At 42.6% G+C, this 22,737-nt stretch carries 20 protein-coding genes; 10 read left to right on the top strand and 10 right to left on the bottom strand.

Going from position 1 to position 22,737, the window contains the following annotated elements; genetic code table 11:
* Positions 1 to 48: 48 nt before the first annotated feature.
* Positions 49 to 204 carry a hypothetical protein gene (locus FM019_RS20825; RefSeq protein ID WP_185969283.1) on the bottom strand — a complete coding sequence of 52 codons (156 nt, stop codon included), beginning with the start codon at positions 202 to 204 and terminating at the stop codon, positions 49 to 51.
* A gap of 655 nt (positions 205 to 859) precedes the next feature.
* The gene (locus FM019_RS13030) at positions 860 to 1,924 is read right to left on the bottom strand and encodes an XrtA/PEP-CTERM system-associated ATPase (RefSeq protein ID WP_143836376.1); all 1,065 of its coding nucleotides are present in this window, start codon (positions 1,922 to 1,924) and stop codon (positions 860 to 862) included.
* A 213-nt stretch (positions 1,925 to 2,137) separates the two neighbouring features.
* Between FM019_RS13030 and FM019_RS13025 the strand changes: the two genes are divergently transcribed.
* The gene (locus tag FM019_RS13025) at positions 2,138 to 2,992 is read left to right on the top strand and encodes a mechanosensitive ion channel family protein (protein ID WP_143836375.1); all 855 of its coding nucleotides are present in this window, start codon (positions 2,138 to 2,140) and stop codon (positions 2,990 to 2,992) included.
* Positions 2,993 to 3,021: 29 nt separating this feature from the next.
* On the opposite strand, the gene hldE is transcribed toward FM019_RS13025, so the two are convergent.
* Entirely contained in the window at positions 3,022 to 4,449 is a 1,428-nt protein-coding gene (gene hldE, locus FM019_RS13020; protein WP_143836374.1) for a bifunctional D-glycero-beta-D-manno-heptose-7-phosphate kinase/D-glycero-beta-D-manno-heptose 1-phosphate adenylyltransferase HldE, read from the bottom strand.
* A gap of 87 nt (positions 4,450 to 4,536) precedes the next feature.
* Positions 4,537 to 5,181, bottom strand: a complete 645-nt coding sequence (trhA, locus tag FM019_RS13015) for a PAQR family membrane homeostasis protein TrhA (protein ID WP_143836373.1) — start codon at positions 5,179 to 5,181, stop codon at positions 4,537 to 4,539.
* Between the two features lie 137 nt (positions 5,182 to 5,318).
* Here trhA and FM019_RS13010 point away from each other — a divergent pair, with 137 nt between their 5' ends.
* On the top strand, positions 5,319 to 5,639 hold the full coding sequence (locus FM019_RS13010; RefSeq protein WP_260681621.1) for a GIY-YIG nuclease family protein: 321 nt from the start codon (positions 5,319 to 5,321) through the stop codon (positions 5,637 to 5,639).
* A 44-nt stretch (positions 5,640 to 5,683) separates the two neighbouring features.
* Here FM019_RS13010 and FM019_RS13005 read toward each other — a convergent pair whose 3' ends face one another.
* Positions 5,684 to 6,586 (bottom strand): DUF350 domain-containing protein, encoded by a 903-nt coding sequence (locus FM019_RS13005; protein WP_143836372.1) that lies wholly within the window; start codon positions 6,584 to 6,586, stop codon positions 5,684 to 5,686.
* A gap of 179 nt (positions 6,587 to 6,765) precedes the next feature.
* Here FM019_RS13005 and glnE point away from each other — a divergent pair, with 179 nt between their 5' ends.
* Positions 6,766 to 9,654 (top strand): bifunctional [glutamate--ammonia ligase]-adenylyl-L-tyrosine phosphorylase/[glutamate--ammonia-ligase] adenylyltransferase, encoded by a 2,889-nt coding sequence (gene glnE, locus FM019_RS13000; RefSeq protein WP_143836371.1) that lies wholly within the window; start codon positions 6,766 to 6,768, stop codon positions 9,652 to 9,654.
* Here glnE and FM019_RS12995 read toward each other — a convergent pair.
* Both FM019_RS12995 and lpxL read right to left on the bottom strand, forming a co-directional pair.
* Positions 9,651 to 10,259 carry a TcpQ domain-containing protein gene (locus tag FM019_RS12995; protein ID WP_143836370.1) on the bottom strand — a complete coding sequence of 203 codons (609 nt, stop codon included), beginning with the start codon at positions 10,257 to 10,259 and terminating at the stop codon, positions 9,651 to 9,653. The two genes, glnE and FM019_RS12995, sit on opposite strands and share 4 nt — an antisense overlap.
* 78 nt (positions 10,260 to 10,337) lie before the next feature.
* Complete coding sequence (lpxL, locus tag FM019_RS12990) at positions 10,338 to 11,270, bottom strand: LpxL/LpxP family Kdo(2)-lipid IV(A) lauroyl/palmitoleoyl acyltransferase (RefSeq protein WP_143836369.1); 933 nt, start codon at positions 11,268 to 11,270, stop codon at positions 10,338 to 10,340.
* A 112-nt stretch (positions 11,271 to 11,382) separates the two neighbouring features.
* Here lpxL and FM019_RS12985 point away from each other — a divergent pair, with 112 nt between their 5' ends.
* The gene (locus FM019_RS12985; protein ID WP_143836368.1) at positions 11,383 to 14,904 is read left to right on the top strand and encodes a PAS domain S-box protein; all 3,522 of its coding nucleotides are present in this window, start codon (positions 11,383 to 11,385) and stop codon (positions 14,902 to 14,904) included.
* An 837-nt stretch (positions 14,905 to 15,741) separates the two neighbouring features.
* Here FM019_RS12985 and FM019_RS12980 read toward each other — a convergent pair.
* The gene (locus FM019_RS12980) at positions 15,742 to 16,392 is read right to left on the bottom strand and encodes a GNAT family N-acetyltransferase (protein WP_143836367.1); all 651 of its coding nucleotides are present in this window, start codon (positions 16,390 to 16,392) and stop codon (positions 15,742 to 15,744) included.
* Positions 16,393 to 16,548: 156 nt separating this feature from the next.
* Between FM019_RS12980 and FM019_RS12975 the strand changes: the two genes are divergently transcribed.
* Positions 16,549 to 16,779 carry a DUF2789 family protein gene (locus FM019_RS12975; protein ID WP_143836366.1) on the top strand — a complete coding sequence of 77 codons (231 nt, stop codon included), beginning with the start codon at positions 16,549 to 16,551 and terminating at the stop codon, positions 16,777 to 16,779.
* On the opposite strand, the gene FM019_RS12970 is transcribed toward FM019_RS12975, so the two are convergent.
* Entirely contained in the window at positions 16,776 to 17,141 is a 366-nt protein-coding gene (locus FM019_RS12970) for a DUF3192 domain-containing protein (protein WP_143836365.1), read from the bottom strand. The genes FM019_RS12975 and FM019_RS12970 overlap by 4 nt on opposite strands.
* A 170-nt stretch (positions 17,142 to 17,311) precedes the next feature.
* Here FM019_RS12970 and FM019_RS12965 point away from each other — a divergent pair, with 170 nt between their 5' ends.
* A complete protein-coding gene (locus FM019_RS12965) occupies positions 17,312 to 17,617 on the top strand; it encodes a hypothetical protein (RefSeq protein WP_143836364.1) in 306 nt (101 codons plus the stop codon).
* Positions 17,618 to 17,636: 19 nt separating this feature from the next.
* On the opposite strand, the gene syd is transcribed toward FM019_RS12965, so the two are convergent.
* The gene (gene syd / locus FM019_RS12960) at positions 17,637 to 18,182 is read right to left on the bottom strand and encodes a SecY-interacting protein (RefSeq protein WP_143836363.1); all 546 of its coding nucleotides are present in this window, start codon (positions 18,180 to 18,182) and stop codon (positions 17,637 to 17,639) included.
* 54 nt (positions 18,183 to 18,236) lie between these two features.
* On the opposite strand from syd, the gene queF reads away from it, so the two are divergent.
* The 4 genes from queF (at position 18,237) to FM019_RS12940 (ending at position 22,716) form a co-directional block, all read left to right on the top strand.
* Entirely contained in the window at positions 18,237 to 19,088 is an 852-nt protein-coding gene (gene queF / locus FM019_RS12955; RefSeq protein ID WP_143836362.1) for an NADPH-dependent 7-cyano-7-deazaguanine reductase QueF, read from the top strand.
* 21 nt (positions 19,089 to 19,109) lie between these two features.
* Entirely contained in the window at positions 19,110 to 20,468 is a 1,359-nt protein-coding gene (gene ppnN, locus FM019_RS12950; protein WP_143836361.1) for a nucleotide 5'-monophosphate nucleosidase PpnN, read from the top strand.
* 122 nt (positions 20,469 to 20,590) lie between these two features.
* Complete coding sequence (locus tag FM019_RS12945) at positions 20,591 to 20,965, top strand: DUF3192 domain-containing protein (RefSeq protein WP_143836360.1); 375 nt, start codon at positions 20,591 to 20,593, stop codon at positions 20,963 to 20,965.
* Positions 20,966 to 20,994: 29 nt separating this feature from the next.
* Entirely contained in the window at positions 20,995 to 22,716 is a 1,722-nt protein-coding gene (locus FM019_RS12940; RefSeq protein WP_143836359.1) for an HDOD domain-containing protein, read from the top strand.
* The last annotated feature ends 21 nt before the right edge of the window (positions 22,717 to 22,737 follow it).

The following is a 22,737-nucleotide window of genomic DNA, read 5'->3' as shown; positions in this document are numbered from 1 at the left end:
CAGTAAGCGAAGCTTCCTTCGCTTATTTTGTCTTACAAAGACTTCTGTTTAACCCGGTAACAAGTAAAACAACCAAGCAGAAAACAATACAATAAACATGATTGTCTCTTTGGTATATTTGCCCGGAAAATACGCTCTTCTTCTATTTTTTCGGCGCTCTATTACTTGACTGCCACTTTCCCCTGCAGGTTTCAACGTTCTCATACTCCACCCAAACGGTTATTGATGGTAAACTTTATACTCCTTTATGTATAGAGAAGATCAACAACCAATAGTTCATTTTTTAATCATTTTATTTTAATGGTGCTCTTTATTTTGCTTTTCCATACAGAGCAGAATTAATTGATCAATTGCGTGCATATCCAGTTTCAATTACTGACTACGTAACCTCAATCCAAAGTTGGGGTTAAGTAGGTTGTCGGCAGATAACGATTTTTATTTAACCTCAATTCGGGATAAGGATATCTGCAAGCGATTGATTTAAAGCATAATATTTATTGACATCCAGTAGTGGCCTAAAGCTTATGAACTAGGCGCTCAAGTGATGGAATAGCGGGTTTTGTAGAATTTGAGGAACGTAGAAATTGGGCTTTAGGGCTCTGCTGGATGGCCATGCTTATCCCGAATAGAAGTTATTTGGTTAAATCAAAGTGATAGATAATTTAATACACTGAGAGGATATAGGTTTGAGAGATGAGAAGAACGAGATGCGCCATTGCATGCCTTTTAAAACGTAGGTGTTTCACTGTAATGATTGAGGCAAATAACCAAAGGGATTAACGCAATGTGGGTACGAAAATCAAAAATAATGGCATTTCCCGAGATTAGGAAACTGCCCTACTCTAACAACCTGAGAGATTCAGTCGTCAGATTTCAATCTGACATAGGTTTTATATTTTTTCTTTAGCAGGTTATCAATATAACGTGTCAATTTGATTTTGTGGCTGATAGCGTTGTCCAATGCGTCCGTCAGTTCATTCAACATAGTTTTGTAATATTGAACGTCTTTAACACGCCCATCTGGTGTCACATCTGACATCACCACGTTTTCGCTTTGATTGATTTGCGTTTCTGATTGCACGTTGGAAGCAGGAGAAACGTTTTCTTCCGGTCTAAACATCTCTTCGGACACTTCGGCGGTGACGGTATCAATGGCTGCGTCATCCAGCGTTTTAACTTCTTCTAAAAACCCATACAAGAGCACCCTATCCATCAAAGTATTGATGCGTCTTGGTACGCCATTGGTAAATTTAAATATTTTTTCAAATGCCCCTTCTGAGAACAGGTCATCTCTTTCTAGCCCAGCGTGATGCAATCGATATTCGATGTATTCTTTACATTCTTGCAATGTCAGCGGTGCCAAATGACAGGATGCAACAATACGTTGTCTAAACTGTTCCATGTTTGGAGCGCGCAGAATGGGTTGTAGTTCTTCTTGTCCCAGTAAAAAACTTTGTAACAGCGGTTTACCTTTTTCCTGGAAATTAGACAACATCCGCAATTCTTCTATGGTCTCTAGGGGTAAATTTTGCGCCTCATCAACGATCAGCAGTGCTCTTTTACCATTATTGTGCAGCTGGTATAGATATTTCTCTAAGTCTTTAAGAATGTCGGCTTTGGTTTTGTTTAACGTATCAATTTCGAATTTACTGGCAACCATTTTTACCAACTCATCCGGTGACAATTTTGGCGTGACGATTTGTGCCGCCATGATGTCATCTTGAATATCATTTAACAGACTATTGGCGATGGTCGTTTTGCCCGTGCCTATGTCACCGGTGATGACAATAAAGCCCTCAGCTTGTGAAAGACCATATTGCAAATAGGACATTGCACGTTTGTGCCACTTACTGGCGAAGAAAAAGCTCGGATCAGGTGTTAGTTGAAAGGGTTTTGAGTTCAGCCCGTAATAATTCTCATACATAGTGTAAAAATGCCCTGAATACCTAGTTCGTGTAGCTTTTTGCTGCAAAAGTTAGTTTGATAGTTTAACACAACCTGATGTGCTCCGACTGCGTAGCTTAGCGGCAGGTGACCAAGGGCGCAATGAGTTTGTGTCGAATCACTGCAATGAATTAGATTTCTGACTACACTTCTAGTTGTTTGACGTTTACTAATAACAATAAAAGGAAAAGATATGGACGAATCCATCGACGAAACCCTAAAACAAGGTGCCGATACAGTTGAGCTGGTAACACAGACCGCAATAGAATTAGGGATGACTTATGGGCCTAAATTATTGCTTGCACTGTTCGTGCTGGTCATCGGCTTTTGGGTCATTGGTATTTTATTAAGAGGTGTTGACCGCGCTTTAGACTCAGCGAAAGTCGATGCAACGCTAACTCGATTCCTACATAGCATAATTAGCGTGGTGTTAAAGCTACTGCTAATCGTCGTATTCGCGTCGATGATAGGTGTCGAAACCGCATCGCTTATTGCAATGCTGGGTGCTGCAGGTTTAGCAATCGGGCTGGCATTGCAAGGTAGCTTAGCGAATTTTGCTGGCGGTGTGCTGATCCTATTGTTCAAACCTTTTAAGGCTGGAGACATTATTGAATCACAAGGGTATTTGGGTAGGGTTAGAGAAATTCAAATTTTTAACACCATTCTTTTAACTCTAGACAATCAACGTGTGATCATTCCAAACTCGTTGTTATCAAATGGCTGTGTGACTAATCTGTTTTGCGAAGAAACACGACGTGTTGATGTGACTTTTGGAATTAGTTACGAGGACGATATCACCAAAGTTAAGAAGCTGCTGCATGATTTAATTTCATCAGATGAAAGAGTTCTCAAAGATCCAGCGTTTGAGATTTACGTTTCAGCCCACGCTGATAGCTCAATTAATATCCTGACCCGTTGCTGGGTGAAAAGTGAAGATTATTGGCCTATGCATTTCGGGTTAATTGAAAAAGTGAAATTTGCGTTTGATGAGAATGATATCACCATCCCATTCCCACAGAGAGACGTGCATTTGCACCAGGCAAATTAGCCTATAAATTCGTTTTGAGCTGACGGACACTAAGTGTCCGTTGACTCTACGATATTTTGGATGATACTAGTTGTTGAAACGCCGGGCTCAAAATTGAGCACTTTGACCTCGCCGCCATTTGCGATGACCTGTTTACCGCCAGCAATGTCTTCAATTTTATAGTCACCTCCTTTGACTAAAATATCTGGAAGTAATTCACTGATAAGACGCTCAGGGGTTTGCTCGGTAAACTCCACAACCCAATATACCGATGCCAATCCTGCTAAAACCGACATGCGACGGCTAACATTGTTGACGGGCCTACCTGGGCCTTTTAGTGTTTTTACAGACGCATCGGAATTCACTGCAACGATCAACTTATTGCCGAGCTTCCCGGCGTTTTCTAGATAAGAAACATGACCCGCATGCAAAATATCAAAACAGCCATTGGTCATTACAATTTTCTCACCGCGCCGTTTCGCCTGTTCGACCGCGATGGCTAGTTGTTGTTGCGTCATGACCCCACGTCCAAGATCATCGACACTCCCAACTGCGTCACTTAGCTCAGTAAAACTAACAGTGGAAGTTCCAAGCTTGCCGACAACAATACTTGCTGCTGCATTAGCTAAAACACTTGCATCTTCCATCGAACACTTGGCGGCCAACGCAACAGACAAGGTGGATATTACAGTGTCCCCTGCCCCTGTGACGTCATACACCTCTTTCGCTTCGGCGGGAAGATGCAATTCGTTTTGTGATTTTTGTAGCAGCGTCATGCCTTTTTCTGATCGCGTTACTAAAAATGCCTGAAGATCGAGTGATTGAATCAGATCCTGTGCTTTGTTGACTAGTGTGACTTCATCGTCGCAAGTGCCAACAATAGCCTCAAACTCACTCATGTTGGGTGTGAGTAACGTAGCGCCATGATATTTGCTGAAATCGGTACCTTTTGGATCTACTATGACAGGGATCCCCTTAGACCGAGCAACTTGAATAAGCGCTTGTACATCGCTTAGTGCCCCTTTCGCATAGTCAGACACTATCACTAGATCACTTGAATCAAGATGTTGCGCAAATCGGTGGGCTAATTCTGTTTTGTCCACTTCATCAAAAGAACGCTCAAAGTCCAGTCGGATAAGTTGTTGATTTCGGCTCAATACTCGCAGTTTTGTAATGGTGTCATAACCTGGCACTCGGCAGAAATCACATTGCACGCCCAGGGAGCTGAGTGACTGAGTTAATAGGTGGGCAGACTCATCATCGCCAGTAAGCCCCAACAGAGTCGCTTGCGCGCCCAAAGCGGCGACATTCATAGCCACATTAGCGGCTCCGCCTGGTCTATCCTCAATGTCTTTGATCGCAACAACTGGAACAGGCGCTTCTGGCGATATTCTTCCCGTAGGTCCTGTCCAATATCGATCTAACATTACGTCACCCACGACAAGGATGCGTGCATTACTCACATCAGGTATTACCATATATTAATTCCGTTTGGCCGAGGAAATAGCAAATTGGGCTGATTATACCGATATTTTTAGCAAAATGCGCAGTACAGAATCGTGCGGTTATAAAACGAAATAGTAGATGGAGAAATAGTGACAGGTACACCCGGCAATTACGAACAAATGCCATATCGCATGAGTAAATTTAATGTGCTTTTTAACATAGAAAATGACACCGATACTAAAGCACAATCCACCTGCCACCAGCAGTAATAAACCTACTCCTGGTACCGATTGATATAATGGATAGATTAACAAAACCGCGAGCCACCCCATAACCAAATAGGTGATCACCGACATTTTTGGGAAGCGGTGTCGAACAAAACACTTAAACACCACACCAAATAAAGCGATAGACCAAATCACGGCTATTGACAACCAACCAACCCATCCGCCAATGCTCACAGCCAAAAAGGGCGTGTATGTGCCAGCAATCAATATGTATATCGCACTGTGATCGAGTAGTTTAAAAACTTGCTTGGCATTGACTCCCGTAACAGAATGATAAATCGTAGACGCTAGAAACATTAAGGTTAAACTAGCACCATAGATTGCTGAAGAAGTTACCGCTAGGGTCGATTCACTGCGCAGCAGAAGGTAAACCAAACCAACAATTGCAAAGACAAGGCCAACACCATGACTCATTGCGTTAAGTACTTCTTCTTTTAGAGAGTACGAGTGTATAGGCTGTTCGTCTGTATGAACCACGTTTTATTTGCTCTTGAATAAACTTTCTGCGTTTATAGTATCTTTTCAGCGTACACTTGTACACTGAATTAATGATTTTGAATTGACGAAGCTACTTTTGCTCTACACGTTGTCATTGTTCGAAAAGGAAAAGGTAATTGAAATCAAAACCTTGGGTAATGTATCTAATTGAAAATCGGTTGGGGCAGCTCTATTGCGGGATCAGCACTGATCTAGCTCGGCGTTTTAGTGAACATCAGAAAAATGGTAAACAATGCGCCAAAGCCCTAAAAGGGAAAGGCCCATTAACCTTGAGATATGCTGCAATTTTAGAGGATCATGGGTCGGCATTAAAATGTGAATATTGGATGAAAAAGCAAAACCGTCATCACAAGGATGCGATCATTGCTGGCAAGCAAAAGCTTCCTTTTCCTCATGAAACTGTTTCTGATGAAGAAATCCGCCAGATTGAGCATTAAAACTTTCGCTGCCTGACCCCTTATTAATGTGGACGAGTAAAACGTTAAGCGACCAGCCCACTGACAATCAAAGCAATGCCGATACTTAACACCATCTCGATACTGGCCACACCTATGTTGTGCTGTTGGTCAACTTCCTGCACCACATTTAACCCCGCCAAAACAACGCGCTTAGCAATTATGACCAAAGCAACCAATAACAAGGTCAGAGCCATCCCAACTATTAGCCATCCTGTTAAATTGCTGACATAACCCACTGGGTTATAATTAAGCATGCTTCCCGCAGCAGAAACAACTATCGCTGTGCCAATCAGATTACCACTATGTTGCACCGCCAGTGCCAATTGCCCCTTAGTCAAGGAACGTTGAAACGAACCGCTTTGATTATTCTCTTTATATCGACGTTCATATATTCGTGTGGTGGTTAACAAAATGGCTTGGGTGACCACAAAGCCGCTAAACACCGCAAAAAGCGCGTTGATATCACTCCCTTCCACCCAGACCATAACATTACTGATGACCAATGCAGTAGACACGGCACTTGCGGAATCGACCAGGGCAATACTGGTATTACGCTTTTTGATCATCGCTTCCTTGTCGAGCCGATGCAATATGATTTTGTCATGTAAGATGCGTCCCACTTTAATGAGCAGGATCCCGACCAAACCAAATAACAGCATGCTAAGCGCTGCGCCCATAAAGTCTGACTTGTCTGAACTGACCGCCGCCGCAGACAGCACTATACAAAGTGCCAACATCCGGCCGGCAACACTGATCCCAAAAGCGAAATTGTCTTGTGCACACAATTCGTTTGAGGTGCTGACTGAGGCCATTTTTCCTGACATTAGTCGCAGAGTGAACAGCAAGCTAATAGCAATAAGTATATCAATGGCAAGATAAACCCAAATGTCTGATGACAACGGAATAAGATTGACTAGCACTTGCATAGATGATTTCCAAACACAAAGTTATCGTGAGAACTTTTTGATTTTTAGGTACATTTTTGTTTCATGCAAATGTTTTCTGCACATTCAAAATCGACGAGTTCAAAAATAAACACATTGATTGTAGCAACATATGATATAGCATTGGGTTTAATTGTTCAGCAAGGTTTAACGTTTCCAGCATGCAAGCAGAATTCGCCCAAATCAGCGCACAATCAACACGATATCAAGAGTTGTTGGTCGAAAAACATCCACAATATTTGAACGCCATTAAAAAACATGACGCCCTTACTCAGGCATTCGGTTTGAGCGAATTTATTGGCGACAGCGTATTGGTTGACCCTGAGCTTCTGGAATGTTTACTCACCCATCCAATGCCCCCGACAGGATTGACCGATTACAAAGGACTCCTAGCGCAACATTTGACACACATCAATGATGAAGCCGTGTTGCTGAAAAAATTGCGGAGTTTTCGACGCTGGCACATGGCGTTGCTGGCGTACTGGGATTTACTCAACTTTCAAACCATTGAGCAGTCATTGCAACAAACCTCTGCATTAGCCGATGCACTTATCAATGGTGCTTACCATTGGTTATATGATTTCTTTTGCCAGAAATACGGACAACCCCAAGGACCATTCGGCCCCCAACCTCTGCTCATTTTAGGTATGGGAAAGTTGGGGGGTAAAGAGCTGAACTTCTCATCCGACATTGATTTAATTTTTTGCTATCCCGCTAATGGCGAAATAACAGGTCAAAGAAAACCTTTAGAACATCAACAGTTTTTTACCCGCCTCGCACAAAGATTAATACATGCACTCAATCATACTGACAGCAATGGGCGTGTATTCCGGGTTGACATGCGATTACGTCCTTTGGGTGAAAGCGGTCCTTTAGTGATGCACTTTTCCGCGTTGGAAGACTATTACCAAGAGCAGGGTCGCGAATGGGAACGTTATGCAATGATAAAAGCGCGAGTGATCAATGCCGATTGCCATTACGCAAAAGAACTCATAACGATATTACAGCCCTTTATATATCGCCGATATCTTGACTACAGCGCTATTGATTCATTGCGCAGCATGAAATCCTTGATCACTCAGGAAGTAAGGCGCAGAGGGCTGAAAAACAACATTAAATTAGGACAAGGGGGCATACGTGAAGTCGAGTTTATCGCCCAGAGTTTTCAATTGATCAAAGGGGGACGTATCCCTGCGTTACAGACACCCAGTCTACTCGAAACACTTCGGGCATTGTCTGAACTGGAGTTTATGCCTGACACTGATGTTGAACAGTTAACAATGGATTACTTCACGCTGCGCAAGGTCGAACATTGTCTACAACAATTTGCTGACCAACAGACACAACTATTACCCGAAGATGAAGCCGATCAGCAACGTCTGTGCAAAGTGCTGAGAAGTCTAGATTACCTCGCAGTGGAGCGACAAATTCTGCAGACAATGACGCGTATTAACCTGCAATTTCAATCACTCATTGGTGATACTAGCGACACGGAGTCGGATCTTGATGATCCTCGGAAGTCCGAGTTTAGTGACCTGTGGATGCTAGCACTTGAAATTCAAGACATCAGACAGCTTTTTAGCCAGTATGTCGAGGATGAAGTCGCCCTTAACCTGAGCAAATTAGTCGTTGAATTCAAGCAAAACGTGCAACACAAGCGGCCGTCGACGAAAGCTTTGCAAACTCTGGATATTCTTATGCCAGGGCTTTTTAACTCTATTGTTAATGAGCAAATAGAAAGCACTGCGGGATGCGAAGCGGATATTCTTTTCGAACGAATCTCGCATATTTTATTATGCGTGTTAAAGCGAACTACGTATTTGCAGTTATTGGTCGAAAACCCCGGTGCTCAAGGGCAGTTAGTGAAATTATGTTACGCCAGTTCCTGGATTGCATCACACCTTGCCAAACACCCGATTCTTTTAGATGAACTCCTTAATCCACTGCACCTATATAATCCTACACCACTGTCTGATTACCCAAGCGAGTTGCGGCAAATCCTTTTGCGAGTGGAACCCAATGATCTTGAGTTGCAAATGGAAACTCTTCGTCAGTTTAAACAAATACAGCAGTTAAAAATCGCCGCAGCCGACGTCACCGGTGTACTCCCTGTGATGAAAGTCAGTGATCATCTCACTTACTTGGCTGAGGCCATTATTGCTGAAGTGGTGAACATGGCTTGGGAGCAAATGACTAACAAATATGGCTATCCAGAAGGTTCGGATGATCAGAATAAGCGGTTTGCCGTATTGGGTTACGGCAAACTCGGAGGTATTGAACTAGGATACGGTTCAGATTTGGACCTGGTATTTATCCATGCAGTCCAACAAGGCAGTCGTACGTTGAATGATAAACCGCTTGAGTCGGGGCAATTCTATACACGACTTGCTCAGCGCATCATGCATCTATTTGTGACCGTCACGCCATCGGGTCAACTCTATGATGTCGATATGCGCCTGCGTCCATCGGGTAACGCAGGTTTATTAGTTTGCCATTTGCATGGTTTTGAACACTACCAACTTCAAGAGGCATGGACATGGGAACATCAGGCGTTGGTCCGAGCAAGAGTGGTATATGCTGAGACTTCCCTTCAAGAGTCCATAGAAAGTGTTCGCCGCCAAGTATTATGCATGCCGAGAGATCAATCTAAGCTCAAAACAGATGTGTCGAGCATGCGTCAGAAAATGCGCGAGCATCTAAACAAGGGAGATCAGTTTTGGTTGGACGTAAAACAAGATACTGGCGCTATCGCCGATATCGAGTTTTTAGTTCAGTTTTGGGTGCTAGCAAATGCTTCAGCATATCCTGAACTTTGTGAATGGTCAGACAACGTTAGATTGTTGGAAACCCTGGAAAACTTACATTTGATCAGTACTGAATATAAACAGCAACTTGTCGATGCCTATTTGGACTATCGTAACAGCTCACATCGATTGACCTTATTAGATAAAGACAATTTGATGGCCAAAAGTCAGTTCCTTGAACATCAAGAAAATGTGACGAGCATTTGGCAACACACATTTGATGGCGACACGTACGATAGTGACTAAAGCCTTGTGCAGTTTTCTCGTAGATAGCCGGACGACGTTTCAGTTATTACCATCGAGCGTTGTTTTGGACAAATAAAGGCCATCACTTCGCCTTCAAAGCTCCCATCGATGGCACTAGCAATTTTCGCCATAGAACCTGTGATAGTGTTATCCAATTGAAATTGATTTTTGATTATGAAGTCTTTATCCAATTCCCATATTACTTGCATACCTTCCAATTGTGCGAAGCTGGTAATCGCTTCTCTAAGGGTGCTGCCGGCCCTGAAGCTACGATATTTATGCTCGCCTACCCAGCGCTGCGAAATATTGCTCTGAATACTTTCCATTTTCTTTAAACGACTGTCTAAAGGTTCTTTTGGTGGATTGACTTCCATAACAAAGTCACCAATATCGTCTTCAAACGGTTTGGTGGATGACATTCGATAGGCCGCATAAAATTCCGTCATTCCCTTAGAAACGCTTTTTTGTTTGCTTTCCCCCTCAGGTTTAGGACTAGAAACATTGTAACTTTGCAGATTGAGTACGATAGCCGCAATGATAATAAGCGCTAACGCCAAACCGATATGCCTGGCCCAAAATAAAAAGTTGGACGTTCCTTTACTCATTTACCCACTGGCCTAAATTCTTTAATCTTAATCACTGCGTTTATACTCTGTCCTTCCTGTACGAATAATCATTTTCAATTAATCGTAAAGTGATGGATCCTCCTCAAAAGGTCTTGTTTTAAACCGTTTATGCATCCATAAATACTGCTCAGGTGCAATCTCAACCAATTGTTCAACCATTTTATTTACCCGGGCAATATCATTTTTATCGTCACCAGAGGGAAAATGATTAAGTCCTGGTACAAATTTAACTTTATATCCCTTGTCAGTTCGCAAAGAGACAATAAAAACTGTTTCACAATTCGCCTGTTTGGCAAACAATAAAGTTCCTTTGGTAGTGGCTACATCTTCGACAGCAAAAAAAGGAACAAATTCACTACGGTTGCGACCATAGTCTTGATCAGGGAGATAAAAACAAACCTCCTTATCATCTAGCGCATGGATTAGCCCTTTTACATTTCTTTTGTGGATCATGTATTTGTTAGAGCGCGCCCTGCCACGATACTGCACGTATTCCATCAAAGGATTGTTGTGCTTGCGATAAAAAGCTACAGATGGGTGTCCTAAGCCAGCAATACGACAGCCTAATTCCAAATTCATATTGTGTATTGCAAGACCGAGCACGCCCTTGCCTTTTCTAAGTATAGCCTCAACATGCTCGTAACCCTCTACTTCGCTTATCATGCGAACTCGCCAATCTGGCCACCACCATCCCATGCTAGCCTCGAGTATAGCCATACCGGCATGTTCAACATTTGCATTGACTAGCGTTTGAATTTGTTCGGCATTTTTTTGCGGAAAACACAATTCCAGATTACGCTTTGCGACACGCACTCTTTTTTTTGCAAAGGTGCTAAGTAATTTGCCAAGACCTTTACCAATCCATTTTTGAACAAAGTAAGGCAACCAAGAAATAACGTAGAGTATGAGAATACTTAGCCATACCAGCCAGTACTTAGGGAGAAAAAACGACAGCTTAAACGGAGGAGCTTTTACATGCGCGTTTGACAAATGCTGATCTCGTTGAAAAATTTGATGTATTGTAAATAACAAATGAACGTTATACCAACTTGCTTAATTAAAACGTTCTTGATCGAAGTGAAATTTAAAAGGAAAAGAGTCCATGACCCAACCTTTTTCATCCATATTGGATGCCAGTCCTGTCGCAACCTTATGCTGCGATAAAAAAGGGGTCATCAGCTATGCCAATGTTGCAGCAAAATCATTATTGGCGCTGGACCAATTGGCTGAAAAAGCGCCTAGCTTGTTTGATGTATTTGCCCAGACAACCTACACAAAAACACTTAAAAAACATCTAGAATCATCAAACAACCCACTGCAGGTCAATCACGGCCACCCTTTTGAAATAGTTTTGCATAACGGTACAGAAATGCCGGTCACTCTGATGGTGACCGCCATGTCCAACGACACGGATCATCAATGGGTTTTGACGATCAATCAGGCTGAGAAGTTCATCGAAATTGAACAACTCAATAATAGTCTGATGGAACGCTATAAAGTGGCCATTCAATCTGGCATAGGAATTTGGTATTACCATCAAGAAACAGACAGCTTAAGTTGGGACGAGCAAATGTTCAGGCTCTACGAAGTCTCACCAGATGATTTTGCCGGTAATGCCAACTCATGGATTGAATGCCTTCACCCCGAAGATAAAGAAATGGCGGTGAATGAGTTAAATCAGGTTTCTCGATATGGCGATACCTATGAAGCCGCATTCAGAATTATCACCCCAACGGGAAAAGAGAAATACATTAAGTCTTATGGCCGGGTGATTAAAGAGGGAAAGAACACTTATAAGTTAATGGGTATAAATTATGACTTAACTGATCATTTCACCACGCAAAATAAGCTGCAAGATACTCAAACAGAAAATGCTTTTTTAGCTCGAATTGTTCAAGAAACTGACAACGCAATAATCATTTTCAACAACGACGGCAAAATCAATTGGGTTAACAGGGCCTTTACCAATATCAGTGGCTACTCATTTGATGAGGCAATTGGACGATACCCTAATGATCTATTGGGTGGGCCGCTCACTAGCAAAGAAACAAGTCAGGCAATCAAAGACGCTGCATTGGCAGAAGAGTCTTTTAACTGTGAGATTATTAACTACGGTAAACACGGTAACGCCTATTGGATTAGGATGAATAGCCTTCCTATCCATGAAAATGGCAAGTTGAAGGGTTACGTTGCCGTTGAAAGTGATATCACCAAACAAAAAGAGTACGAATTACAATTGTTGCAATCGAGTAATCTGCAACAGGCGATTCTAAATAGTGCCAACCAGATCATCCTTTCCACTGATCTAAGCGGACGTATCATCACCTTTAATACCGTAGCGGAACAATTGCTTGGATACAACCAGCAGGATGTCGCCAATAAATTAACGCCAGAGCAATTTTTTACTCAACAATCACTTAAAGAGCATGCAAAGCGTCTATCAGAAAAGACTGGCACAGACATTTCCGCTGGATTGGCATCGATTACCCACACGGCGAAAATGGGAATAATCGAAGAATATGAAAGTGTTTTTGAACACAAAAGCGGCCAACAATTTCCCGTGCAATTGAGTGTAAGTTCTATCCAAAATCCCGACCAAAGTGTAGAAGGCTTTTTGTTTGTCGCGCGTGACATCTCAGAAATGAAGCGTATTGAAGCTGAAAAAGACCGAAGTGCTTCTTTACTTGAAGCGACAGGAAAAATGGCCAAACTAGGCGGCTGGGAATTCGATGTAGAACAAAATAACTTATATTGGACTCAAGAAGTTTATCTAATCCATGAGCTACCAATCGGCAGTGAGATTGATGTTGAACAAGCTACCAATTTTTATACCGAAGAGGCAAAACCTATAGTGGAAGAAGGGCTGGCAAATGCCATCGAAAATGGCAGTTCATTTGAGTTTCAATTATCCATTATTACAGCAAAGAATAATCACAGATGGGTACGCTCTCTTGGTAACGTTGAGTACAAAACAAATGGTGATGTAATTCTCCGTGGCGCCTTTCAGGATATTACTGAGCTCAAAGAGGCAGAAGAAAAAGCCAAGGAAGCCAGCCAAGCTAAAAGTGAATTTTTAGCCAACATGAGCCATGAAATACGAACACCAATCAACGGCATCATTGGCATGAATGACTTATTGCTCAACACGCCCCTTAACAAAGAGCAGTTGCGGTATGCCGAGCTGGCGCAGGCAAGTGGCCAGGCTTTAATCACATTGATTAATGACATTCTAGATTTTTCTAAGATAGAGGCAGGAAAACTCGAGATAGAACACATCGATTTTGACCTGCATGATATGCTCGGAAACTTTATCGAAACCTTTTCCCTAAGAGCCGAGGATAAAAATCTAGAATTGATCTTTGCTATGAATGAAAATGTCCCACAATGGATTAATGCCGATCCTGGACGGATCAGGCAAATACTCACCAACCTAACCAGTAATGCAATTAAATTCACTCAACAAGGAGAAGTTGTCGTTAAAGTTAGTTGCCCAGAACGCGGAAAACTGTATTTCTGCATTCAGGACACAGGCATTGGGATCCCAGCAGACAAACAACACCATTTATTCGAGAAATTTAATCAAATCGACGCATCCACTACCCGTAAATTTGGTGGCACGGGGTTGGGTTTATCAATTTCCAGAGAATTGGTGTCTTTAATGGGAGGGGAAATTGGTGTTAACAGCGAGTGGCGCAAGGGCTCAGAATTCTGGTTTAGTGTTGAATTTGAAGAAGCGCAAACGTTTCCAAGGCAAAAGCCGTTTGATTTCTCACATTTTGATTTTAAGAGTATTAACGTGTTGGTGGTTGACGACAGCCTGGCAAGCAGAAATGTCATTACCTCGTTTCTTCAGTCGACGGGCATAAATGTGCAGCAAGCAGAAAACTCACCAGTCGCCCTTAAAGCGTTGCGAGAGAGGGCAAAAAACAATCTGTTTTTCGATTTTGCCATTATCGATGCCAATATGCCCGGCATCAATGGCGAAGAACTAGCAAAAGCGATCAAATGTGATAACAACTTTGCTAAATTAAAAATGATATTGATGACGTCTAATGCGAAAAAAGGCGACGCAAAAAAATATGAAGAACTCGGCTTCAACGCTTACTTTAGTAAACCGGTAAAACCCGTAGATCTTATTTCTACAATCGGGTTGCTATCCAAGCAGAGTGAAAAACAGGGGGAATACAAACAACACACCCACGAACTCATCACCCGACATACGGCGCCTCATTTGACTCAAAAAATGCCAAGAATTCTGCTGGTTGAAGACAATCCTATAAATCAAGCCGTCGCCTATGAAATGCTTAAAAACCTGGGGTACCAAATCGAATTGGCCAATAACGGTTTAGAAGCTATCGATATTTTAGACAACGCTGCCAGCCCATTTAAATTGATTTTAATGGATTGCCAAATGCCAGTAATGGATGGGTACGAAGCAAGCCGGAAAATACGGGCTGCGCAAGATGTCAATTTTGATCCAAACATTCCTATTGTTGCGCTAACGGCAAATGCAATGAAAGGCGATGAAGAAAAGTGTTTTGCTGCAGGTATGGATGGATATCTGACCAAACCTATTGTTGCCAGTGAATTGCAGGAAGGGTTGCAAAAATGGATAAGTATTTAACCCCAATCCCGGATAAGCAACGCCTGTAAGCACCGCTATTTATCCCCCTATCTTCGTTGTTCATTATGCGTTTAGAGCGACTAGACAACATAATTCTCGCCTCGATAAGGGAATAAATCACGGCACTTACCTATTAAAAACCAATATAAAAATGACAATAGCTTCTATGTCATTGATAAAGCTTTAAAAACTAAGCTATTCCGACATTTCTTATCCAGAATTGGGGTTATTTAAATCAAAAAAAAGCGCGACAGCTAAGCTGTCGCGCTTTTATCGAATTTTGAGCATCCCTCTCAGCTATCCATCGCCATAAAACCATCCCGGTCAACGTCCGTATACACCCCTTTCCTTCTATTCTCACTCATCCTAAGTGAGCCACCCATCCTGGGTGTGTTCCTTTCCATTAATCCTTCTTACACTGCCCATCCTACTTGCAGCACTTCCCATCCATAAGATTGTCCTAAATCATCCTTTTCCGTCCGTGGCACTATCCTTAGTTATTTCATCCATATCTAATGTTCTTCATGAACATTGCCTTCATCCAATGAAGGTGTCCTCGGGCTGTCCTTAAGTCTTCCTGACTCGTCGTGTTTCCCTGTGACATGATTAAAGATATAGGAAAATGAGTTTCTCGCTAGGGGGCAAAATGTGTTTTTTTTGTAAGCCTTTAGACTAAAGTCTAAATTTTGATATTTTAACTATACATATCAATTAGATACAAATTCAGTAAGACTTGATACGGGTATTTATTCCACTTAATACCTACAACCTTGTACGAAATATCGCACAAAAAAAAGCGCGCTTTTCGCACGCTTTGATTTTAGGTTTCACATCAACTCATCGGATTTCTGGTCGAGGTCTGAACATTATCTGCCCAGTAATGTGCGCAACTTCCAAATCCTCGACATGTTGATACTCACCGTCGGCAAAAAATGATAGGCATTTAGGGAGAGTAACATATACGCCTACCCCTTCGCTTTTTTGCTCTTCGAGCATGACAGTGTCAATAGCACTCATAAGCATGTGACCCAGGCCACGGTGTTGATGATCGGGGTGAACACCAATGAATGACAGCATATGGTATTGTTCGTGAGGGATGTGCTCTCGAACACGCTGCTCTTTTTCAACCATCTGTTTAGTACCTAAAAACCCTGCAGTAAGCAACATTTTTAGGCGCCAATGCCAAAAACGTCCAGGACTAAACGCACTGTTAGGACTAATCAGGCAAGCCACCGCGAGTAAACGCTCTTCTTCAAACAAGCCAATCATCGGTTGTTTTGCTGTCCAAAATGCGTTCAGTTCTTCTCGAATTGCACCGCGCAAGCGTGACTCATAGCCCTCGCGCTCCCCCTCAAAAATATCTAAAAACAAAGGATCGTCGTGATATGCCTGATACAGGATAGAGGCGGCGATCTTTAAATCTTCAGCCGTTAAATAAATCGCCTTAATGTTTTCCAAAGGATTAATGCTTTCAGCAGCGCTTGACATGGTTCTTCTCTAAAGGAATTTACGTTCACTCTATCTAAATTTCCTACATTTGTTAACACCTCATTAACGTATGACGGAAATTTCACCATATGGCACCGTGACAAGCAAATTTATGGCTATAATTTAATCAACCTTAATGTCAAAAGTGTATGTGAAATGATTGCTGATAATTTGAAGATGAACGACTTGTTTATGCAGCTAGGTTTGCCAAACGACGATGAGTCAATTGATGACTTCATCGAAAAAAACAGAGGCTTGGCTGCGCAGATAAAGCTAGAAGATGCGCCTTTTTGGGATCAGGCACAAGCCAGTTTTATAGAAACCTCCATTTTGGAAGATGCTGAATGGGCTGAGCTGATAGATCAGCTCAGCAACCAATTGCGTTAGATATTTTGGTAAGCCGTATCGCCCCACCCCACTAACTGGCCGTTTTTGAAGACTAATGGTGTGCATTCGTCTTTAGTGGTGACACCATCTCCTTCCGTTCGTTGGGTGCGATAAAACAAGACTTGGATTTCGTCGTCACCACGTTGATGCAACTCACTAAAGTCTGGTGTGCCCATATCTCTTTTGATTGCGTTGACTGACGTATCTGGGGAAAGATTGGCGATGGCTTTGCGGTTTTTGCGTTCTTTTTTCTCCCAACTGGAAGAGTATGAATAGTCGCCATCGTCACCTCCAACTGAGATAACGCATCCACTTAATGTCATTGGTAGGATAATGGCAGCGGCAATGAGTGATTTTTTCATCAATGTTCCTTTTTATTCTTTAAAAATGTGTTGAAGACTAAAATGTACGTGAATTAATACAAGTATGAGGCCAAATTTTAACTATCTGTTTTATATCGTTATTTTTTAATGAAGCTGTTATTCAATCGAGTTATGATGAGGACTTTAACTAAAAGTTAGTGATTTTCGTCATGTCTGAGCAAACTTCGTACATCGCGTCCTTGTGCAATAAATTGAGCCAGCAAGGAAAACAACCCAGCGTCGCGTTAATTAGAAAATTGGCGAATCGACCCTTACCTTTGCCGCTGGTCGTCAGCGTTTTGCAAAAATGGAAAGTGGATCCCGAGCAACTGCCGAAGTTATCCGAAACGCAAGAAGCTAATCAGCCTGTTGATCGCACGGATCATCAACGCATCCTCGATTTAGAAACACGGGTCAGTCAGCTAGAGTCCCAGTTAACGTCTCTATTGGGCCAAATTCAGGAGGAGCCTAAGTAACCTCTATTCAGAACAGAGGTTAAATCAGTTTGGGACGAAGCTGTGAGACAAATTGAGTAAGGCTTTGTGCCAAAATTTCTTTGGGCTCCAGTCCAACTTGCTCGAGTACCACATTGCCCGTGGGATTATGCACGCTGATAATAAAATCCTCTTCGTCTGTCACCGCAAAAAACAACGTATCGTCTTGCCCAAGCCGACGTTTCATCAGCACATGGGCTATCAGATTTTGTTGTAAACGTTCAAAATCATCTTTGTTCCAAGGCATTAGAAGCTGAAGATCCCCTCGCTTGGTGTGTGCATTGAGGTTGTCACTGAAGTAACAGGTAAAGAATCTTGCTAATTCAGGATTCATTTTAATATCTAGTGCATTTTCAAAATCGTCAAAGTGACATTCATTATTTTGTTTTACTGGTAACCAGGGCACCCACTCATCCTGCTCGCCCTGGTATTCACTGCAAGGCGACACCCAAGCGCTGTCGAATTGATTGACCAAGGGGATCTGCTGCTCTTGGTGCACCTTCACATACTCTGATACAAATCTTTCTAGTGCCGAATCTATTTCCACGCGCTACACTCTTCATTTATTGATATCCTGTAGTTTATCGATTGAGAACCATAAATGACAAAAGATTTGAGTAAAACTTTCTCAAAAAATGATCCGCTTTCCGCCCTGTCACTGGGTAAACCTGTTGAATATTCTGACCAATACAATCCAGAATTGCTGCAACCTGTGCCCCGCGCATTAAGCCGGGATGAAATAGGATTAAGTGCAGATTTACCTTTCCATGGAGAAGATTTGTGGACGGCCTATGAGCTTTCCTGGCTAAACAGCAAGAATAAACCGCAGGTTGCCATCTTGGAATGCACAGTACCTTATGATTCGCCGAATTTAATTGAATCAAAGAGTTTCAAGCTGTACTTAAACAGTTTTAATCAGACCAAGGTAGCGTCTCATCAGGTGCTGCAGTCAATGTTGCAGCGAGATTTATCAGCTTGCGCCGGTAGAAATGTACAGGTAGGTCTCATTTTACCTAACCAGTTCAACAAGTTAGACATCGAGGATTTGCAAGGTGTGTGCATTGACGAACTGGATATTGAGATTAATAATTTCGAATTAACGCCAGAGATATTAAGCACAGGCTCAAACGACGTTTCAGAGACGTTGATGAGTAATTTGCTAAAATCCAATTGCTTGATCACCAATCAACCGGATTGGGCAAGTGTTTTGATTAAGTATGAGGGGCCACAAATTGATCGTGAAAACCTGTTACGCTACTTGATCTCATTTAGAATGCACAACGAGTTCCACGAACAATGTGTTGAACGTATATTTTGCGATATCAAACAGTACTGTGCACCGAACAAGCTCTCCGTTTATGCGCGTTACACCCGTCGAGGTGGCCTAGATATCAATCCGTTCAGAAGCGACTTTGAGCATCAGTACACGCGTGTCCGTCAAGCGCGTCAATAATTACATTTTGGAGACATGTGAATGCAGTCTATTCAATTGAACCCGGTAGGACCTTTAAGCCAGCTTTCTCAATTTGAGGTCGATCGTCTGAAACAATCTGTTAATGGTGGCTTGTATAAACTCTTTAGAAATTGCTGTTTGGCGGTGCTAAATTCCGGGGTTGAGGAAGATGACTACGAAAACTTATTTAGTCCTTATGAAGATTTCGAAGTCAACCTGATCCGCCGTGAACGCGGCGTAAAGATTGAATTGATCAATCCTCCAGCAGTTGCATTTGTTGATGGGGAATTAATTCGAGGTGTTCACGAGCACTTGTTTGCAGTGCTAAGAGATATTCTCCACATGGGGGGGAAATATCGATTTGATACTTCCGATGTGCCTGAGTCTCGTTATTTGACCGATATCGTGTTTGATATGCTCCGGCACGCCGAGGCCATCACTGTTGGCAGTGATCCCAATATGGTTGTGTGCTGGGGCGGACACTCAATTGGCGAAATTGAATACAAGTACACAAAAAAAGTCGGTTACCAACTTGGCCTGCGTGAAATGAATATATGCACGGGCTGCGGACCTGGTGCGATGAAAGGCCCGATGAAAGGGGCCGCGATTGGGCATGCTAAACAACGCTATAGTCGAGGGCGTTACCTAGGGATTTCAGAGCCCTCTATTATCGCTGCCGAACCCCCTAATGCTATCGTTAATGAGCTATTGATTATGCCTGATATCGAGAAGCGGCTGGAAGCCTTTGTGCGTATTGCCCACTCGATTGTGATTTTTCCTGGTGGTGTTGGCACTGCAGAAGAACTTCTGTATCTGCTTGGTGTGATGTTGGATGAAACTAATCATCAACAAGTTGTTCCACTTGTATTGACGGGGCCGGCACATAGCAAGGCCTATTTTGAAGCTTTAGATCAGTTTATTGGTGCAACCTTAGGACCAGAAGCCCAATCGTTGTATGAGATTATTGTCGACGATGCTGTCAAAGTGGCCCAAACGATCCGACGAAAACAAGAAGCTGTGCATGCACACCGTCGTCAAACCGGCGACTCATACTTGTTTAACTGGTCGCTAAAAATTGAATCGGATTTTCAACAGCCCTTTGAACCCACTCATCAATCGATGGAAGATCTCAATTTGCACCTTGACCAACCCAAGGCTAAATTGGCATCAAATCTGCGTAGAGCCTTCTCAGGAATCGTGGCAGGGAATGTGAAGGCAGAAGGGATCAAACAAATCCGTGAAAATGGACCATTTAAGATAAATGGCGACCCAACACTCATGGCATTGTTGGACGAATTACTTGAATCTTTTGTTTCCCAGCAAAGAATGAAGCTGCCAGGCAGTCACTACAGCCCGTGTTACGAAGTGATAAAATCTTAGCTTGGAATATTGTTTTACAATTGAGTTCGGCAAATAATCGTCTTTTCACGTTAAGTGCCCTTTAAACACGGCCGCAATTTATTTAACATGTACGCTAATTGAAATGGATACTTGAATCAGACATGAACACCAAAGTAGTAAAACGTATTGGAGTGGGAGTTGTACTTTATGTCACATTTGTGGCGGGGCTTATCATGTATAACCCTGACGATACTTCTGATATGGGTTGGGAAGACCGACAAGAATACAACAAAGTTCAACTCACAAAACTAGAATTGGGAACGTCTCGTGCGAGTGTGCTTGAGTTAATGGGTCCTCCTGATATCAGCGAAGCTAAGAAAGTGGGTGTGAGTCGCGTTCAGGTCATGTTCTATCGCACACAACATAAACAATCAGACGGTATAACCACCCAAGACGAATGCACGCCATTATTGTTTGAAGATGAAGAATTGGTAGCCTGGGGAGACGGGGCTTACCAAACGTATCTCAACCGTTAAACACAGTTTGCCTCAAATCGAGATCAGCAATGCCAACCAATGTAGTGGTTAAACTTTTTGCACTGGTAGCCGGCACACTCGATGACGTGAGCAACAACCCGGTGACAACGGAGCAATTTAAACGGGTGGTAAAGACCAGTGAACATTTTTTGGCTGGTTTCAAGCAATACCCTGATATCGTTATCGCCCAACCTCTGCTGTATAAGTCCAGACAAAGCTACCTGCACAATTTGGCGTTTAATACTTTGGCCTATTGTGCAGTGTTGTGTAACCGGGCAAAGATCAATGATCTGTGTTGCCAGCAATTGCTCTGCGCTATCATCACTCTTTATGGAGAGCGCCAAACAGAGCTCACAGATGCTTTTGCCAATCAAAGTGCAGTAAAAGACACCGCCAACAAACATAAAATCAATAAACGACTGGCAGAGTTATTGGAGAAAACCCAACAGCATAGTTGGTTAAGTGGATACGTCGTTTTTACCAAGCTCTATTTTGATCCCTTGAATAAACCTCGATGGCCAAGGAAACTCAATCGTGTTCAGCGGATAATATATTCCGCTCATGTTTTATCCGTCGCACTCACTCATCGACAAAACAAAAAGTCACCGTCATTTTCACAGGTGTTTAGAATGCTGATACAAAGCGCGCCGGTTGAATGGCATGAGGATTTAAGCGCACTGCTGGAATACCCCACTCTCGTGCCGCCAGGTACTCTTATTCAGTCAAAACCCGGACAGCACGCTATTGTTTTGAGTGTCTCGGCAACAAAAATACTGGTATGCAACGTTGATCCTAGTGACCCGAGCAATAACCATTTATCCCGACTATATACCGAACATGTGAAAAAGCCCTTAGGTGCTCAGTTGGTTTCGGGATTTACTCAAATTCACCACTTGTGGAACGAACAATGGCTAGAGGAGCGAGCAGATTTCACTAGCGTTGATTGGGACACTTACCCACTGGATAAACCCCCTGCGGTTTTGTTAGCAGTGCAAAAACATCTTAACAACGGCGACGTTGACATTGACAAGCTAGCCACCCAAATAAGTGAAGAGCCTGCTTTTGCTGAGTTTTTGAAAAAAGCGGCTACCTTTTCAAACCGCAATAAACTCCCAGTGCAACAAGTAAAGCATGGGCTAATGATGCATGGCTACGAGCGCACCAACAATATGCTCATAGAGCAAGCGCTGTTGCTTAGGCTCAATCAACATTACTTCCCACTACAACAAAACTTTACCCAATTTGTACATTTTGCTGCACAAATTGCTGCAGAATTAGCCAAAGCACAAGGCGATATTTCACCGGAGCAAGCCTCTAACCTTTTGTGTTTTGCCTGCAGCGGTCTGTTCACCCAACCTAGCTTAAAGAGTCGAACTCGATGGGAGATGCTTCCCACAAAGAGTTTCAATGTGGCACACCTAATAAAGATTAAACAGCAAGACAATTTGACTTCCCATGCTGTCAAACTCAGCATTGCCTGGCAGCAACCCAAGCTGTTTGTTAAAGCATTAGAACAACACCAAAAGATGCCCGATGACATGTCTGGCAATAAATTGTCTCAACAACTTGGCGTTTTATTAGGTATTTCTGTTCTTCTGGCTCGACAGTTGTTTTTCAATGAGACAGACTTGTGTAAAGCCTCACAAGACTACGCACAGCAGGCAGCGAGTAAACTGTCTCTTCCCACTTCAACTATGCATACGATTGCACTCAATGCCATGACAAATAGCCACAGCTATCAAGTCATGTAAGAATTTCGTTAAGATTAATTT

Origin of the sequence: Aliiglaciecola sp. M165 (assembly GCF_007197995.1) — a bacterium.
In the GTDB taxonomy this organism is placed as follows: Bacteria; Pseudomonadota; Gammaproteobacteria; order Enterobacterales; family Alteromonadaceae; genus Aliiglaciecola.
Note: the sequence above shows the minus strand (reverse complement) of the source record. Positions and strands in the feature narration are given on the sequence as shown.

Coding starts and splice junctions, on each gene's coding strand:
- FM019_RS20825 (WP_185969283.1), bottom strand. CDS start 204: ATGAGAACGTTGAAACCTGCAGGGGAAAGTGGCAGTCAAGTAATAGAG.
- FM019_RS13030 (WP_143836376.1), bottom strand. CDS start 1,924: ATGTATGAGAATTATTACGGGCTGAACTCAAAACCCTTTCAACTAACA.
- FM019_RS13025 (WP_143836375.1), top strand. CDS start 2,138: ATGGACGAATCCATCGACGAAACCCTAAAACAAGGTGCCGATACAGTT.
- hldE (WP_143836374.1), bottom strand. CDS start 4,449: ATGGTAATACCTGATGTGAGTAATGCACGCATCCTTGTCGTGGGTGAC.
- FM019_RS13005 (WP_143836372.1), bottom strand. CDS start 6,586: ATGCAAGTGCTAGTCAATCTTATTCCGTTGTCATCAGACATTTGGGTT.
- glnE (WP_143836371.1), top strand. CDS start 6,766: ATGCAAGCAGAATTCGCCCAAATCAGCGCACAATCAACACGATATCAA.
- FM019_RS12995 (WP_143836370.1), bottom strand. CDS start 10,259: ATGAGTAAAGGAACGTCCAACTTTTTATTTTGGGCCAGGCATATCGGT.
- FM019_RS12985 (WP_143836368.1), top strand. CDS start 11,383: ATGACCCAACCTTTTTCATCCATATTGGATGCCAGTCCTGTCGCAACC.
- FM019_RS12980 (WP_143836367.1), bottom strand. CDS start 16,392: ATGTCAAGCGCTGCTGAAAGCATTAATCCTTTGGAAAACATTAAGGCG.
- FM019_RS12975 (WP_143836366.1), top strand. CDS start 16,549: ATGATTGCTGATAATTTGAAGATGAACGACTTGTTTATGCAGCTAGGT.
- FM019_RS12970 (WP_143836365.1), bottom strand. CDS start 17,141: ATGAAAAAATCACTCATTGCCGCTGCCATTATCCTACCAATGACATTA.
- FM019_RS12965 (WP_143836364.1), top strand. CDS start 17,312: ATGTCTGAGCAAACTTCGTACATCGCGTCCTTGTGCAATAAATTGAGC.
- queF (WP_143836362.1), top strand. CDS start 18,237: ATGACAAAAGATTTGAGTAAAACTTTCTCAAAAAATGATCCGCTTTCC.
- ppnN (WP_143836361.1), top strand. CDS start 19,110: ATGCAGTCTATTCAATTGAACCCGGTAGGACCTTTAAGCCAGCTTTCT.
- FM019_RS12945 (WP_143836360.1), top strand. CDS start 20,591: ATGAACACCAAAGTAGTAAAACGTATTGGAGTGGGAGTTGTACTTTAT.
- FM019_RS12940 (WP_143836359.1), top strand. CDS start 20,995: ATGCCAACCAATGTAGTGGTTAAACTTTTTGCACTGGTAGCCGGCACA.